This is a genomic window from Lacrimispora sp. (genome assembly GCF_032078915.1).
GTDB lineage: Bacteria > Bacillota > Clostridia > Lachnospirales > Lachnospiraceae > Lacrimispora.
Window position 1 is genome coordinate 1 of sequence record NZ_DAMAUN010000045.1, and the last position, 14066, is coordinate 14066.

The window sequence follows — 14066 nt, forward strand, 5'->3', positions numbered from 1 at the left end:
TACAATTAGAAACAAAGCCATCGGCCTGGGCGTTTTCCGCCATTAGGATGATTTCTTCCATGGTGGCATTCTCATCACCCCAGCGGAGATTTTCTTCAATGGTTCCCGAAAAAAGGACATTCTTCTGCAAAACCATTCCGACACCTTCCCGAAGGTTCCTGATGGAATAATCCCTTACATCAATGCCATCCACCAGAACTTGTCCTTCATCCGCATCGTAAAGGCGGGGAATCATCTGCACGAGTGAAGTCTTTCCGCTTCCTGTAGAACCAATGATTCCAATGGTTTCTCCAGGCTCTGCAGTAAAATTAATGTGTTTTAAAACCATTTCATCCATTCCCTTTACATACTGGAAGGAAACATTACGAAATTCCACCTTACCGCTTGTAACCTGGGCTGATAATTCAGAAGCATGTTCATCTGTCAAATCGATCTCTGTATCCAGAACCTCTCTGACACGCCTTAAGGAAGCCATGGCCCTTGAAGCCTGCAAAAATACCATGGATAACAACATCAGGGACATGAGGATCTGTACGATGTAGGTGGTAAATGCCGTTAAATCACCTACGGGCATCTTACCTGCGATAATGAGATTGCCCCCATACCAGACCACAGCAAGGGTCGTGACATTCATGGCAAGCATCATCAACGGCATACTGATTATAACAATCTTCATGGCATCAAGGCTGCCTTCCTTTAAATCCCGGTTAGTGGCCTGAAATTTCTTTTCCTCAAAATCTTCCCTGACAAAGGACTTAATGACGCGCACATTGGTCAAAGCTTCCTGCACACCGGAGTTTAAGCGGTCGATCTTCTTTTGCATTACCTCAAAGCGAGGAAATGCCGCCTTTAAAATCAAGAAGATACCAAAGACCAGCAAAGGAATCACCACCAGAAGTATTACCATAAGCTGGCGGTTCATGAGATAGGCCATAATAAGGCCGCCGATCAGCAGTCCCGGAGCCCTAAACAGCAGACGCAGACTCATCATGACCACATTTTGAATCTGCTGGATATCATTGGTCAGCCTGGTAACCAATGACCCTGTGCTGAAATCATCAATATTCTTAAAGGAAAACTGCTGGACTTTATGAAACACATCCTTTCTCAAATCTGTGCTAAAGCAAATAGATGCTTTGGAGGAAAAATAGGATGCTCCGATTCCTCCCGCTGCCATGACAACAGCGATGGCAACCATTCTGCCTCCCATTTTTAAAATGTATCCCACATCTCTTGTGGCAACTCCGTTGTTAATGATCAGGGACGTCAGCCTGGGAAGCATGATCTCGCCAACTACTTCCGTTAACATTAAGAGGGGCGCCAGTATAAAGGCTCCCAGATACGGCCTGATATATTTCCAATATCGTTTCAAGTTATTAATCCTCTCTTTCTGTCGTGTCCTTTTCTAATGGAAGATGAGATAGATTATCATATACACGGTCCAGGTATTGCCCCATAGCAGCCATTTCTTCCGCTGAAAAGTCACGGAACATCCGTTCTTCAACACTATGAAAAAATTCCCGGCTATGCTTTACCGTGTGTTTTCCCTTCTCCGTCAGACAAAGCTTATTCATCCGGTTATCCTCCTGATCCACCACCCGGGTGATGTACCCACCTTTTTCCAGCTTCTTTACCGATACGGCTATGGTGGCAGTGGACACATAAAGGCGTTCTGCAATCTCCTTCTGAGATACATTGGAATGGTCGGAAAGCATCATAAGAATCTGATGCTGGCTGCGGTATACCCCTGTCTCCTTCAGACGTTCATCCAAAATATACCGGTGCAGCTTCATGATCCTCATATATCTTACCATCACGCCGTGGGCCGGTGTAAAATCTCCCTTCAGTCCCTTATCCCGGAATGGGCACATTGGTTTCATTTGCAAACATTCCCCTTTCTGTTAGCTTCCTAATAGTTAGCTAATTAACTATGTAGCAGTATATCACCATTTTCCCCGGTTTGCAACCCGGTAAATTTTGAAAATTTTGTGAATTTTTAATAGCATAACCTATTTTTATACTTCCATTCCATGTCCAAAAAACTTTTGTGTCCACTCTGCCTGTAAGATTCTACACCCGTTCTATGCCCCTGGGAATCTCCATGGCATTGGACAGCATAATCATCTGATTCCCCAGCTCTAAGTACTCCTTGCTGCTCATGTCCTTGATTGGCCTTTGTCTTTCGTATAATTCATGCATTTCCCCATTCTTTATAGAAAAACTTTCCGGTGTATGATACTGCAATTCAAAAATCTGGCCGTAAGGCGAATATAAGGTGGTGTTGATCCCCTTATAAGGACTCTGCCTTTCAAGCCAGTAATTTTTTATTTCAACCGTATGAAAGCCTGCTTCCCAATAAAGCTCCATGGCTATTAAAACCTTCTCTGCAAGCTCTTCTGCCGGAGCTGTATAGGTATATCTCAATATGTCCTTGACCTCGTATCCCTGGCAGCCAGGGCCGTATTTCCTTTGAATCTTTTCAAAATAAGAATCCCTGGATTTTATGCGGTTTTCTACACCTGCCATATCCATTCCTGCCCGCCCTGCCATTGCCCTGACCTGTCTTGTAATTTTAGGTTCACACTCCGCAGCCCTGATATAACAGTACATTCCTTTTATCTGAGGCCTGATGACCCCATGATCATACTGCGCTTCAACGGCCAGACGGTTCCGCCACATTTTCTCCCCACGCATTGTACCAAATTTCCTTTGACATTTTTATCATATCATTCAGTATATGCACCATTTCCGGAAATTGTGTCTATAACATTATCTGACCGGTATAGATAATCCTCTGCAGCCGGATATTTATGTAAAAGCGGAGACCTGTATCTTGTGCAGGCCCCCGCTTCTATAATCTCTATTCGCAAAAATCTTCTCCAAAATCACGTTCAAAATCACGATCACAATCGCGGTCACGATCCCGATCCCGGTCACGCCGACAGCAGTGGCACCTTGGATCATTACAACCTGCTCTGAATCCAGCACAGAATGCTCTTCTTCTTTCTTCTTCACGTTCGTTACGTTCACCTTCACAATCACGATCGCGGAAATTACGGCATCTGCAGCATCCACAGCAGAATCTGCAGTTATTTCTGCAGCCTCCGAAAAAACAGCACATATTCACACCCCTCTTTTCTTTAATTGTACTATATTATATGGGACACATAGACAAGGTGTGAAATCCGCCGGTTTCAGAGCCAGAAAGATAGACGGCAGGAAACAAACTGCAAATACCGCTACAAGATTTTCCGCAAACCATGAGGTACTGTCAAGCGGTGCGAATATATGGCTCAAATCCGCATTTTCCAGCCAGAATTTCGTTAGTAGCTTTTGTGGATTCAATTTTGAAGTTTTGTACTACAATTGAAAGTGAGTTTTTATTTTTTGAGCAACAATATCAGGTGAAATATATGAATTATCAATCTTTATGTAATTATCAAACGGTATTTCCCCGTCATTACTTACTAAACGGTATTTTCCATCATCACCGATCAATCTCTGATTAGAAATATTAATATCCCGTTTCGATGCCTTATTTCGCAATCTATTTTCCGTTGTATTTCTTTCCAAACGTACTTCCCTTGAAGCGACAAGTTCAACATAGTAAAATTCAGTTTTGTATGGTTTGAATATATCTTTGACATGTTCAATATAATCCCAATCGGACTTCTGGTCAAACGCCCACATGTAAGTAAAAATAAGTCCATAATTATTTGATGCTGCAAATTCCTCAAAAACCACATCTCTTAAACGAGAAGTTATTCTTCCATTGTAGGAACCAAAAATTTCAATTACTGGCTCAATTGTCATATGATTATGGAACAAACGTAAGTCTGTAATTTTCATCAATTCCTGCCCAACTGTCATTTTTCCAACAGACGCACTTCCAATTATAAATACAACCTTCATAAACTCATTCCCCCCGTATGATATAAACTACTTTTTAAATAGAATAACACCTTGTTTACCAACTATCAATATTAAGGTTTTAAGTTTCAGTGTATAATATCATTTAAACCTAATTACAGAACTCTTGTAAATAATCATATGAATTCTCTGATTTACTGTTAAAATTTCATCTTTATCGAGTCCTTTAATTTATATTATTTTTTATAATATTACTACATATTTGTGGAATAGTTTATAATGATGGTCAAAAACATGTATAAATTAAACATCAGGAAAAGGGGCATAATGACAAGCACATCTTTAAAAATATTGGCGGCTATATTGATGTCTATAGATCATATCGGAGAATTTATACCAGGGATGCCTATTTATTTACGATGGATTGGGAGATTATCAGCACCCATTTTTTTTATTGCAGTGCATTGGCAATGCATTATGCAAAAGACAGAAAAAAATATCTATTAAGATTATATGTTTCCAGTATTATTATGGGGATTATTGATGTTATATTAATTAAGATAGATAATTTGCCGATTAGCAGACTTTTCAATTCCTAAAGTAAATCTGGAGCACATACTATTTGACAACTATCAATGGATGATGCTGGCTGCTTTACCCACCCTATTACTATATAACGGAAAGAAAGGAAGAGGATATAAACACTTTTTTATATGTATTTTATCCAGTTCATATTGTAATTTTATATCTTATTGGTTATGTTATGTGCCTAACTTGATATTGTGTACCAAGCCAAGGTTGAGCAAAAATTTCTAACTCAGATTCCAATCGCAATATTATTACACGAAGAAATTATTTTAATCCACATCTTTACTTTAGCTACAAGTTTATTCCATTTGGTATAAATACTTTTAATAAATACATAGAACAAAAATATAGAATAAATCAACCATAATTATTGTTACATTTTCTTGCCTCACGTACCCATGCGAAATACATCTTTACCCACAATTCTACCCACCATATAACGTTTTACAGCGCTCTTTAACGGTCTGAAGCAGCCAAAACGGATATTTTACATAAATAAAAAAGCCGTAAACCCTTTATTTAAAGGCGTTTAACGGCTTTTTACATTGAGTGGAGCAGACGGGAGTTGAACCCGTGTCCAAAAACCAATTCCCTGTTCTTCTACTATCATAGTTAGTTTATTGACATTCCCTCCACCGCCCGGGAACTAACACCCTGACAGCTTCAGTAGCTTCATAGTACGACCGAATGCTCAAAGCTTTGCATACGTCGTTTCTCACATAGTCGATGCCGGGATCTTAAAGTGTGAGTGCCTTAAGGCCGACAAGCTGCATTAAGCAGCTAAAGCTAATTCGTTATTGTTAGCGTTTATATTTAGTTTTGCCATTTAACGCATCGCATGCGGATAGCTTCACCAGCTGCATAGCCCCTGTCGAAACCAGTACTGCCCCTGACTGGTACTCTTCTGGAGAGCATTCTCATACTAACATGAAAAAAATCAATTGTCAAGACCTGCGCAATTCCTGCTGCTATTACCTTGTGGCAATTCTGCCTGAAGATTCACCTTATTCCTTTTTTTGGTTTAAGAACAAAAATCTTTTTTAACAGCAGGAAAAGCACACGCCTGCTGCAGTCTATTTCGCCTGCAAAGCAGCCATTGTAAAATAATTATACGGCTGGTTAAAATGAGGCAGGAAGAAAATGTCCGTCAGCTTTAACCGGTCGATGGTTACCTGCTCCTGGATCGCAAGAGAGAACATGTGTATTGCCATGGAAATATCATATTCCGAGCATAATTGTGCTCCCAGAACGATGCGGGTCTTCTTATCGTATACGATCCTGATTTTCACCTTGTAATTGTCATGATCAATAAAGGCCGGTTTTTGAGTATCCTCATAATCCACTGCTGCCGCGTCATACCCCAGCTTTTTGGCTTTTGCATAGGTGATTCCTGTAGAAACCATTTTCAGATTCCAGATGCAGATTCCATTGGATCCCTGAACGCCAATGGATTCCAGGGGTGTTCCGCAGACATTATGAGCTGCCACGATTCCGGACCGCACAGCATTGGTCGCCAGGGCAATGTAGTTTGTCTTTTGGATGGAGTTATCAAAAACAGTGGCACAGTCACCGATGGCATATACATCCGGCCGGCTGGTCTGCTGCCGTTTGTCAACCAGAAACGCCCCGTTGCAGAACAAGTCAAGATCCTCTTTGCCTAACTGGTTGTTAGGTTTAAAGCCGATTCCCAGTACCACCATATCGGCATGATATCCATGTTTGTCAGTGACCACTTTTTCCACTTTACCGTTACCTTCAAGCTTGGTCACGATTTCGTTATAAACCAGCTGAATGCCATGGCTTGATAAGTTTTCGGACATGATATCCGAAAATTCCTGATCGTAATAGCTTGACAGACAGGTGTGCATATTGTCAATTAAGGTAACATTCTTTCCGACACGGCGGAATGCTTCCGCCAGTTCAACGCCGATATACCCTGCCCCTACAACCACAATATCCTTCAGGGAATTGTTATGCAGTTTATCAATGACATCTTGCGCATTCTGAAATAATTTTACAAATTGAACGTTGTCCAGTTCTTTTCCTTCAATATCTGGTGAAATTGGAAGAGAACCGGTTGCAAGAATCAGTTTATCATATTCCTGCTGGTATCTCTGGCCGTACTTTCCCTCAGCGAAAACCACCTTTTTATCATAATCAATGCGCTCCACTTTGGTTTCCATGTAGACCTTTGCGCCCTTTTTTTCAAAGACATCTTTGCTGCAATAAAACAGGCCGTCAGAGGAATGAATCTGGTCCCCGATCCAAAGAGCCATACCGCAGCCCAGAAAACTGATGTTATCATTGGAATCAAATATAACAACTTTATTGTCTTTATAATTATCTAAGATTGTATTGATTGCAGCCGTCCCTGCATGGTTTGCTCCAATTACTACAATACGTTCCATAAATAGCCTCCTTAAGAATTGTTTTTCTTAATTATAGCACATCGTTAAAATAAAAACAATTATTATTATCGAAATTACATACTTTTTTTAGGCGGACTTTTACTTACTATAGATCATCCACCAGAGCGCTGCTTTTTGCATATGCAGTGCTTTTCGCTTCAAAAAAATCCGTTTTGATCAGATTGGCATTGCTGTACTGGTTGACCCACAGCATGCTTTCCGGCTCTCTGTCATGGCCCTCATAAATCCGCTCCCAGCCAAGGCTTGCGCAGCGTAAGTTCCCCAGATACATGATATAGTCCGTAATCATTTCTTTTGTAAGTCCGGGAACTTCATCCCCAATGGCATAACACCCCCAGGCGATCTCCTGCTCACAGCCTTCCCTGATCATGCTGCGGTAAACTTCTATCCGTTCCCTGGTAAACAGCTCCGGCTCTTCCTTTTCCAGTTCCAGAATGATATTGCGGAACAACCATAAATGAGTGTTCTCATCTCTGTTGATGTAACGGATCTCCTGGGAGGAGCCGGTCATTTTATGATTCCGCCCAAGATTATAGAAAAACATGAATCCGCTGTAAAAATACACGCCTTCCAGGATAAAATTAGCCACAACCGCCTTCATAAAGGCAAACGCGCTCTTGTCCTTTTGGAATTCATTATACAGGTCCCCGATAAAGGTATTGCGCGCAAGAAGATGAGGGTCACTCTTCCACTGATAGAGCACCTCATTCCGAGTCTGAGGCTCGCAGATGGTATCCAGCATATAACTGTAGCTCTGGCTGTGCACCGCCTCCTGAAAGGTTTGAATGGAAAGACAGAGATTGATCTCATTGGCAGTCACATATTCTCCAAGGGCCGGCAGATTCGCGGTCTGGATGCTGTCCAAAAACACCAGAAAGGATAATATCTTATCATAAGCCCTCCGTTCCTGGGGACTTAATAAGGGATAATCCTTCCTGTCTCTGCTTAGATTAATTTCTTCTGGAATCCAGAAATTATTCATGGCCTGCCGGTACCAGTCGCTGACCCAGGTGTATTTCATATTGTTAAAATCATTGAGGTTTGTGGTGTTACCGTTGATCATCCGCCGTTTTCTTACCTCGATCTCCCCATCCGGATGAAAAAGGGGTCTTTTTTTTAATTGTTCCATATCGTTCTCTCCGCACTCTCTTGTTTTATTATTACAGGCCGTTTTGTCAGCTGGAGCAGGCCTCGCATTCATCCACTTCCAGGCTTTTGGATCGGACGTAGTAAATGGTTTTCACACCCTTTTCCCAGGCTAAGATATATAGCTCCAGCACCTGACGAAGGGTGTAATCATTGGTTATATAAAGGTTCATGCTCTGGGCCTGGTCCACATGGCGCTGGCGGACTCCCGCCGCCCTTACGGACCATCTCTGGTCAATATAATGGGCATTTTTATATTTCCAGAATGTTTCCGGCGTTAAGTCCGGGGCTACCCGCGGAACAAGACCGTTCTTTTTTTCCTCCAGATAATACCGGTTCATGACGGGGTCCAGCCCTGCCGTGGTACCGGCGATCATGCTGGTGCTGCTGGTAGGCGCTATGGCGATGAGCCAGCCATTTCTCATGCCCTGGGCTGCCACCTTTTCCCGAAGGCGGTTCCACTTCTCAGAGCAATATCCCCGTTTGTCAAAATATGACCCGGTCTGCCATTCACTTCCTTCATACAGGTCATACCTTCCTTTTTCCCCGGCGAAATCACAGCTTGCTTCAATTGCCGCATAATTGATTGCCTCAAACACCTTGTCCGCAAATTCAAGATGCTCCTCTGACTCCCAGGAGATCCCGTTCTTTGCCAGCATATGATGATATCCGCTTACTCCAAGTCCCACCGGACGGTAGCGGAGATTGGTGACCTCTGCATAGGGTACGGGGAAAAAATTCAAATCAATGACATTGTCCAAAGCACGGACCGCACTTCTTGTAAGCTCCTTAAGCTCTATGGTATCCTTAAGATCAATATTCCCCAGGGAAAGACTGGCCAGGTTGCACACAACAAAGTCTCCCGGCTTTGTAACGGTAACCACCACGGTCTCCCCGTCCACGGTCTGTATCTGCTGGTCCACCTGTTCCACCCCGCTCATATTCTGAGCTATTTCCGTACACAGATTGCTGCAGTAAATGATGCCGCTGTGGCTGTTTGGATTGGCTTCATTGACGATATCCCGGTTAAAGGTAAAGGGGGTTCCGGTTTCCACAGCGCTTTTTAAAACCAGGCGGATGATATCTTTTATGGGAATGATCCGCTTGTGGATACGGCTGTCATTCACACAGTCCAGATATCGTTCCTCCCACTGGGCTCCATAGGAATCCTCCAAGGCCCAGCCCTTTATGGTCAGGATCTCATGGGGGCACATTAAATACCAGTCTCCTTCTATGTTTTCCTTTGCCTGCTTCCAAAACAGATTTGGATAGCAGACGGCTGGAAAAACATCATGGGCCTTCATGCGGTCGTCTCCGTTATTGGTCTTAAGAGTAAGGAACTCCGGAAGATCCTTGTGCCAGACATCCAAATAAACCGCTACGGCTCCCTGCCGTACTCCCAGCTGGTCCACTGCCACAGCCGTGTCATTGGCCAGCTTGATCCACCGGATCACGCCCCCGGCAGCTCCCTTAAAGCCGCGGATCGCACTCCCTGCGGCACGTACCTTCCCGAAATAAAGGCCCATGCCTCCTCCGAACTTACTGACCTTTGCAAAGCTGTCTATGCTCCGGTAAATGCCATCCAGACTGTCCGGTACGGTATCGATAAAGCAGGAGGAAAGCTGATGGTAAGGCTTTCTGGCGTTTGAGAGGGTGGGCGTCGCCATGGTGACCTTCAAAGTACTGAGCATATCATAAAACCGTTTTACCCAGGTATCCCGGTCCTCCCTTTCCAGCATGGCAAGATGCATGGCAATTCCAAGAAACATTTCCTGGGGCGACTCTAAAGGCGCATTCTGCCGGCTGCGGATCACGTACCTGTTAAGCAGCAATTCCAGCCCGGAATAATTAAACAGATGATTTCTGCTCTGAGCCATATAGCTTTCATACCGGTCAATTTCTTCCTTCTTGTAATTCTCCAGAATGTAATCCCCATAAAGCCCATCCTCTGTCAGAAAACGGATTTTATCATAAAAGCTTCCAATCTTTCTGCGATCCAGCTCTTCCTTTAACCTGGTTTCATAACGCAGCATGGAGAGCCTTGCCCCTATATACTCCCAGTTCGGCGCCTCCTGGGTCGTCAGCTCCACAGCCGCCTGGATGAGCGCCTTAAACCGTTCTCCCAGGCTCATACTTTTCTTACAGAACCCTGCGAATTTTACGGAGAGGTGTTCCAAATCATATGGTGCATAACCCCAATCCTTCCGGATTCCCTCTAAAACTTCTTCCAGCTCTGGCACCTCTTTAAAATATTCCAGAATTTCCTTTTTTCCATCTGTCTTGTCCATTCATAATTCCTGCCATTCCATGTTTTATATTAGTATCAATAACTGTTATTGGATCTTATATGTAAAAATATACCACAACATATAGTTAATTACAACTACCAAGGCACAAAATATTCGTTTTCGAATGACTTTCTGTTTTTATTATTACCAAACGATTGCTTCAAAATTAATTATTAAAAAAACGCTTAAAGTCTTACAACGTAAGATTTCAAGCGTTTTCAATAAGAGGAAAATTTTTATCTTGCACCGCGCACATAAGGCTTTCCAAGGCTTTCCGGCCCATGATTCTTATGGGCGGAACCCAGCAGGGCCGCTAATGTGATCAGGTAAGGCAGCATGGACAATGCCTGGGAAGGAAGGGGAACTCCCACTGCCTGAAGACGGATCTGCAGCGCATTGGCAGCACCGAACAAAAAGGCAGCTCCCAACATTCCAAAGGGAAGATAGCGCCCTAAGATGACAGCCGCCAGAGCGATATATCCTCGTCCGGAGGTCATATTTTCCGAAAAGTTCCCTACCTGCACCAAAACCAGATAAGCGCCCCCAATCCCGCCCAGAATTCCGTTTAACACCATGGAGATATACTGGTACCGGTAAACCGGTATCCCGGCTGAATCCGCGGCACGGGGACTTTCACCGATGGCGGCAAAGGAAAGCCCGGTGTTTGTCTTCTTATAAAAAAATGACACTCCCATGACCAGAAAATATATCAGATAAGTTAGAATATCCTGATTAAAAAGAGCATTGCCGATGAGCGGAATGCCGGCAAGCACCGGTATCCGCACTTTTAACAAAGGCTCGATCTGTTGGTAGGACTGTCCGCCGGACATCAGTTTATACAGGAAGCTGGTAACACCAAGTATAAAGATGTTAATGGCGATCCCGCTGACCGACTGGTCCTTGGACAGCCTGACAGACAGGAATCCATGAAGCATGCTGACAGCCGCTCCTCCCGCCATACCGCAAAGAAGCCCTACAAGAATGCTTCCTGAGAAAAATGTGCCTGCAAAAGAGAAAAAAGCACCGGAAAGCATGACGCCCTCCATTCCGATGTTCAGTATTCCGCATTTTTCCGATATCGTCTCCCCAAGCCCAGCATAGGCAAGAGGCACAGCCATTCGCACTGCTGCCGATAAAAAGGCAGTCAGAAAGCTGACGGTTAAGATCTGATGCATCATCTATTTCTCCTCCTTTGCTCTCATTTTTCCAGTCAGAAGCTCCCTGCCCAGTATAAGCAGTACGATAAATCCAATCAGAAAATCTACGATCGCAGAGGGTACTCCCATCTGCCTCTGCATGGAGTTTGCCCCGACTTCCAAGGCTGCAAATAAAACGGAAACCAAAAGTACGCCGCCCGGATGGTTAAAGGCCAAAAGAGTTATGAGGATTGCCGTATAGCCGCAGCCTCCTGATATTCCTTCAAGCAGCTTTTTCTGGACTCCCAATACCTCCACGGCTCCCGCAATTCCTGCAAGGCCTCCGCTTAACACCGCTGACAGGATTATGTTCTTCACCACAGAAATGCCGCTGCATGCTGCTGCCCGTTTATTAAAACCCACCGCTTTGAATTCATAGCCTGAGGTCGTCTTTTCCATGAGAAACCATACAAAGAACACGGCTCCAAGGGCTATAAAGATGCCCGTATGAACTCTGGTTGGCTTTAAGAAACGCAAAAGCGTGACCGATGCATCTATCTTTTCAGATTGGGGAATGCTTCCCGCCGGATCCATGAGAAAGGTGCGGACTGCAATGCCTAAAAGATTCATGGAAATATAGTTAAGCATAATGGTGCATATGATTTCTGATATTCCAAGCTTTGCCTTTAATAGGGCTGCGATCAGAGCCCATAAACCTCCAAAGAGAAAGCCGCAGCCAATGGCAAGGAGGATCCGAAAAACCCCGGTCACCCCTGTGGTATTTAATGCCACCCAGGCAGACGCAAGAGCTCCTATGTAGAATTGTCCTTCTGCACCGATATTAAAAAAGCCGGTCCGAAAGGCCACCGAGCAGCCAAGTCCGGTGAGAATCAAAGGAGTTGCTTTTACAAACACTTCCCCGAAGCCGCTCACATTGCCGAAGATTCCATTAAAAAACATCCGTCCAGCCGTAAGAGGATCGGCCCCTGATAAAATGATAAGGATGGCCGCCATTGCAATGGAAAGGAACGCGATCTCCGTCACTTCCATTGCCTTCCATTTCTTTATGTGGTTCATGGCCTTCCTCCTTTTTCCGTCACTCCGCCCATATAAAGTCCGATTTTAAAAACATCCGCTTCATCCCTGTTAAGGATCCCCATAATACGTCCTTCAAACATCACCGCAATCCGGTCGCTTAAGGAAAGGATCTCATCTAAATCGGCTGAAATGAGCAAAACACTTTTTCCCTGATTCTTCTGCCTGATCAAAGTCTGATGCACAAATTCCGTTGCTCCGATGTCCAATCCTCTGGTGGGCTGGCTGGCTACAATGAGACTGGCCTCTTTCGATATTTCACGGGACAAGATCACCTTCTGCTGATTTCCCCCGCTCATAAGCTTGACCGGCGTCCTGGCCCCGCTTTTTCCCGATGTGCGGATTCCATACTCTTCAATGGCTTCTAAAGCCCGGTCCTCCGCCTTTTTATAATCCAGAATCCATTTTTTTGAAAAAGGCAGACGGTTGTAGGTGCGCAGAATCATATTTTCTGTTACCGTCATGTCCACAACCAGACTGTCCATGTGACGGTCATCGGATATGTAGGAGATGCCATTATGAAAACGTTCTCTCACAGACCGGCTGTCAATCGCTTTCCCATCAAATGCGATGGTTCCCTCCGTATGCTTACGGATTCCCGTGATCACCTCGGCAAGCTCCTTTTGTCCGTTTCCTTCCACTCCGGCAATTCCAAGGATCTCCCCTTTATAAACCGTAAGGCAGATATGATCTAACGCCTTTTTTCCGGCCCGCTTTTTTGATAAAGAAACGCCTTCAAGTCTTAATGCTGCTTCCTTTGATGTCTTTTTCCTGTCTACCTTTTTAGGGGAAAGGGGCCTGCCTATCATAAAGGCAGATAATTCCTCCGGCGTGGTATCTGATGTGACCAGATCCTTAACCGCCTTCCCATCCCTTAAAATGGTAACTCTGTCGCTGATCGCCATGATCTCACTCAAGCGATGGGTAATGATGATGATACCATGTCCTTCAGCCTTTAACCGCCTTAATACATGAAAGAAATTTTCTGTTTCCTGAGGGGTCAAAACTCCTGTGGGTTCATCTAAAATGAGCAGGTCCGCCTTTCGATACAGTGCTTTTAAAATCTCCACCCTCTGCTGTTCTCCTACGGAAAGGCTATAAACCGGTTCATCAGGCTTTACAAAAAGACCGTATTTTTCCGCCAGCAGGCAGATCTCTTCTGAGGCCTTTTTTCTGTTAAGAACCTCTTTCCTGCCGCCTGATCCCAGAATGATATTCTCAAGCACTGTCATCCGGTTTACAAGAGAAAAGTGCTGATGGACCATGCCGATTCCATGGCTTATGGCATCGGCTGGAGACTTAAACCGGACCGCTTCCCCTTTGTAGAAGATTTCCCCGCCATCAGCCTGGTAAATGCCGAATAATATGTTCATCAGCGTGGTCTTTCCGGCTCCGTTCTCCCCAAGCAGGGCATGAATCTCCCCTTTTTCCACGGAAAGGGTTATATCCTCATTGGCATACACTCCGGAAAATGCCTTTGTAATATGTTTCATTTCCAATAATGGCATATGAAT

Annotated in this window: 12 protein-coding genes and 1 other RNA gene; 1 reads left to right on the plus strand and 12 read right to left on the minus strand. The window is 44.2% G+C overall.

What is annotated here, in order from left to right; genetic code table 11:
• The 5 genes from RT269_RS17135 to RT269_RS17155 form a co-directional block, all read right to left on the minus strand.
• Nucleotides 1–1372 (minus strand): ABC transporter ATP-binding protein (locus RT269_RS17135; RefSeq protein WP_313184373.1); only part of this gene is annotated, 1372 nt, incomplete at its 3' end.
• A gap of 4 nt (nt 1373–1376) precedes the next feature.
• Nucleotides 1377–1880 (minus strand): MarR family winged helix-turn-helix transcriptional regulator, encoded by a 504-nt coding sequence (locus RT269_RS17140; RefSeq protein ID WP_313184375.1) that lies wholly within the window; start codon nt 1878–1880, stop codon nt 1377–1379.
• Nucleotides 1881–2070: 190 nt separating this feature from the next.
• Nucleotides 2071–2694, minus strand: coding sequence for a hypothetical protein (locus tag RT269_RS17145; RefSeq protein ID WP_313184377.1), 624 nt, complete (start codon nt 2692–2694; stop codon nt 2071–2073).
• A 114-nt stretch (nt 2695–2808) separates the two neighbouring features.
• Nucleotides 2809–3030 carry a hypothetical protein gene (locus RT269_RS17150; protein WP_313184379.1) on the minus strand — a complete coding sequence of 74 codons (222 nt, stop codon included), beginning with the start codon at nt 3028–3030 and terminating at the stop codon, nt 2809–2811.
• A 330-nt stretch (nt 3031–3360) separates the two neighbouring features.
• On the minus strand, nt 3361–3912 hold the full coding sequence (locus RT269_RS17155) for an AAA family ATPase (protein ID WP_313184380.1): 552 nt from the start codon (nt 3910–3912) through the stop codon (nt 3361–3363).
• A gap of 285 nt (nt 3913–4197) precedes the next feature.
• Here RT269_RS17155 and RT269_RS30430 point away from each other — a divergent pair, with 285 nt between their 5' ends.
• Nucleotides 4198–4377 (plus strand): TraX family protein, encoded by a 180-nt coding sequence (locus tag RT269_RS30430; RefSeq protein ID WP_442913827.1) that lies wholly within the window; start codon nt 4198–4200, stop codon nt 4375–4377.
• 628 nt (nt 4378–5005) lie between these two features.
• On the opposite strand, the gene ssrA is transcribed toward RT269_RS30430, so the two are convergent.
• The 7 genes from ssrA to RT269_RS17190 all read right to left on the minus strand — a co-directional run bounded on the left by ssrA (nt 5006) and on the right by RT269_RS17190 (nt 14060).
• Nucleotides 5006–5348: a transfer-messenger RNA gene (gene ssrA, locus RT269_RS17160) on the minus strand.
• A 183-nt stretch (nt 5349–5531) separates the two neighbouring features.
• The gene (gene nox / locus RT269_RS17165; RefSeq protein ID WP_313184382.1) at nt 5532–6866 is read right to left on the minus strand and encodes a H2O-forming NADH oxidase; all 1335 of its coding nucleotides are present in this window, start codon (nt 6864–6866) and stop codon (nt 5532–5534) included.
• 106 nt (nt 6867–6972) lie between these two features.
• Nucleotides 6973–8016 (minus strand): ribonucleotide-diphosphate reductase subunit beta, encoded by a 1044-nt coding sequence (locus RT269_RS17170; RefSeq protein WP_100043772.1) that lies wholly within the window; start codon nt 8014–8016, stop codon nt 6973–6975.
• A gap of 46 nt (nt 8017–8062) precedes the next feature.
• Nucleotides 8063–10321: a ribonucleoside-diphosphate reductase subunit alpha gene (locus RT269_RS17175; protein WP_313184384.1), complete on the minus strand. Its 2259-nt coding sequence runs from the start codon at nt 10319–10321 to the stop codon at nt 8063–8065.
• A gap of 236 nt (nt 10322–10557) precedes the next feature.
• Nucleotides 10558–11499, minus strand: coding sequence for an ABC transporter permease (locus tag RT269_RS17180; protein ID WP_313184386.1), 942 nt, complete (start codon nt 11497–11499; stop codon nt 10558–10560).
• Nucleotides 11500–12534, minus strand: a complete 1035-nt coding sequence (locus tag RT269_RS17185) for an ABC transporter permease (RefSeq protein ID WP_313184388.1) — start codon at nt 12532–12534, stop codon at nt 11500–11502.
• On the minus strand, nt 12531–14060 hold the full coding sequence (locus tag RT269_RS17190) for an ABC transporter ATP-binding protein (RefSeq protein WP_313184390.1): 1530 nt from the start codon (nt 14058–14060) through the stop codon (nt 12531–12533). The genes RT269_RS17185 and RT269_RS17190 overlap by 4 nt, the downstream gene beginning before the upstream one ends.
• Nucleotides 14061–14066: the final 6 nt, after the last annotated feature.

Excerpts from the sequence above, each read along its gene's own strand:
- RT269_RS17175 (WP_313184384.1), bottom strand. The coding sequence starts at position 10,321 with ATGGACAAGACAGATGGAAAAAAGGAAATTCTGGAATATTTTAAAGAG.
- RT269_RS17185 (WP_313184388.1), bottom strand. The coding sequence starts at position 12,534 with ATGAACCACATAAAGAAATGGAAGGCAATGGAAGTGACGGAGATCGCG.
- RT269_RS17155 (WP_313184380.1), bottom strand. The coding sequence starts at position 3,912 with ATGAAGGTTGTATTTATAATTGGAAGTGCGTCTGTTGGAAAAATGACA.
- RT269_RS17180 (WP_313184386.1), bottom strand. The coding sequence starts at position 11,499 with ATGATGCATCAGATCTTAACCGTCAGCTTTCTGACTGCCTTTTTATCG.
- RT269_RS17140 (WP_313184375.1), bottom strand. The coding sequence starts at position 1,880 with ATGAAACCAATGTGCCCATTCCGGGATAAGGGACTGAAGGGAGATTTT.
- RT269_RS17170 (WP_100043772.1), bottom strand. The coding sequence starts at position 8,016 with ATGGAACAATTAAAAAAAAGACCCCTTTTTCATCCGGATGGGGAGATC.
- RT269_RS30430 (WP_442913827.1), top strand. The coding sequence starts at position 4,198 with ATGACAAGCACATCTTTAAAAATATTGGCGGCTATATTGATGTCTATA.
- nox (WP_313184382.1), bottom strand. The coding sequence starts at position 6,866 with ATGGAACGTATTGTAGTAATTGGAGCAAACCATGCAGGGACGGCTGCA.
- RT269_RS17190 (WP_313184390.1), bottom strand. The coding sequence starts at position 14,060 with ATGCCATTATTGGAAATGAAACATATTACAAAGGCATTTTCCGGAGTG.
- RT269_RS17145 (WP_313184377.1), bottom strand. The coding sequence starts at position 2,694 with ATGCGTGGGGAGAAAATGTGGCGGAACCGTCTGGCCGTTGAAGCGCAG.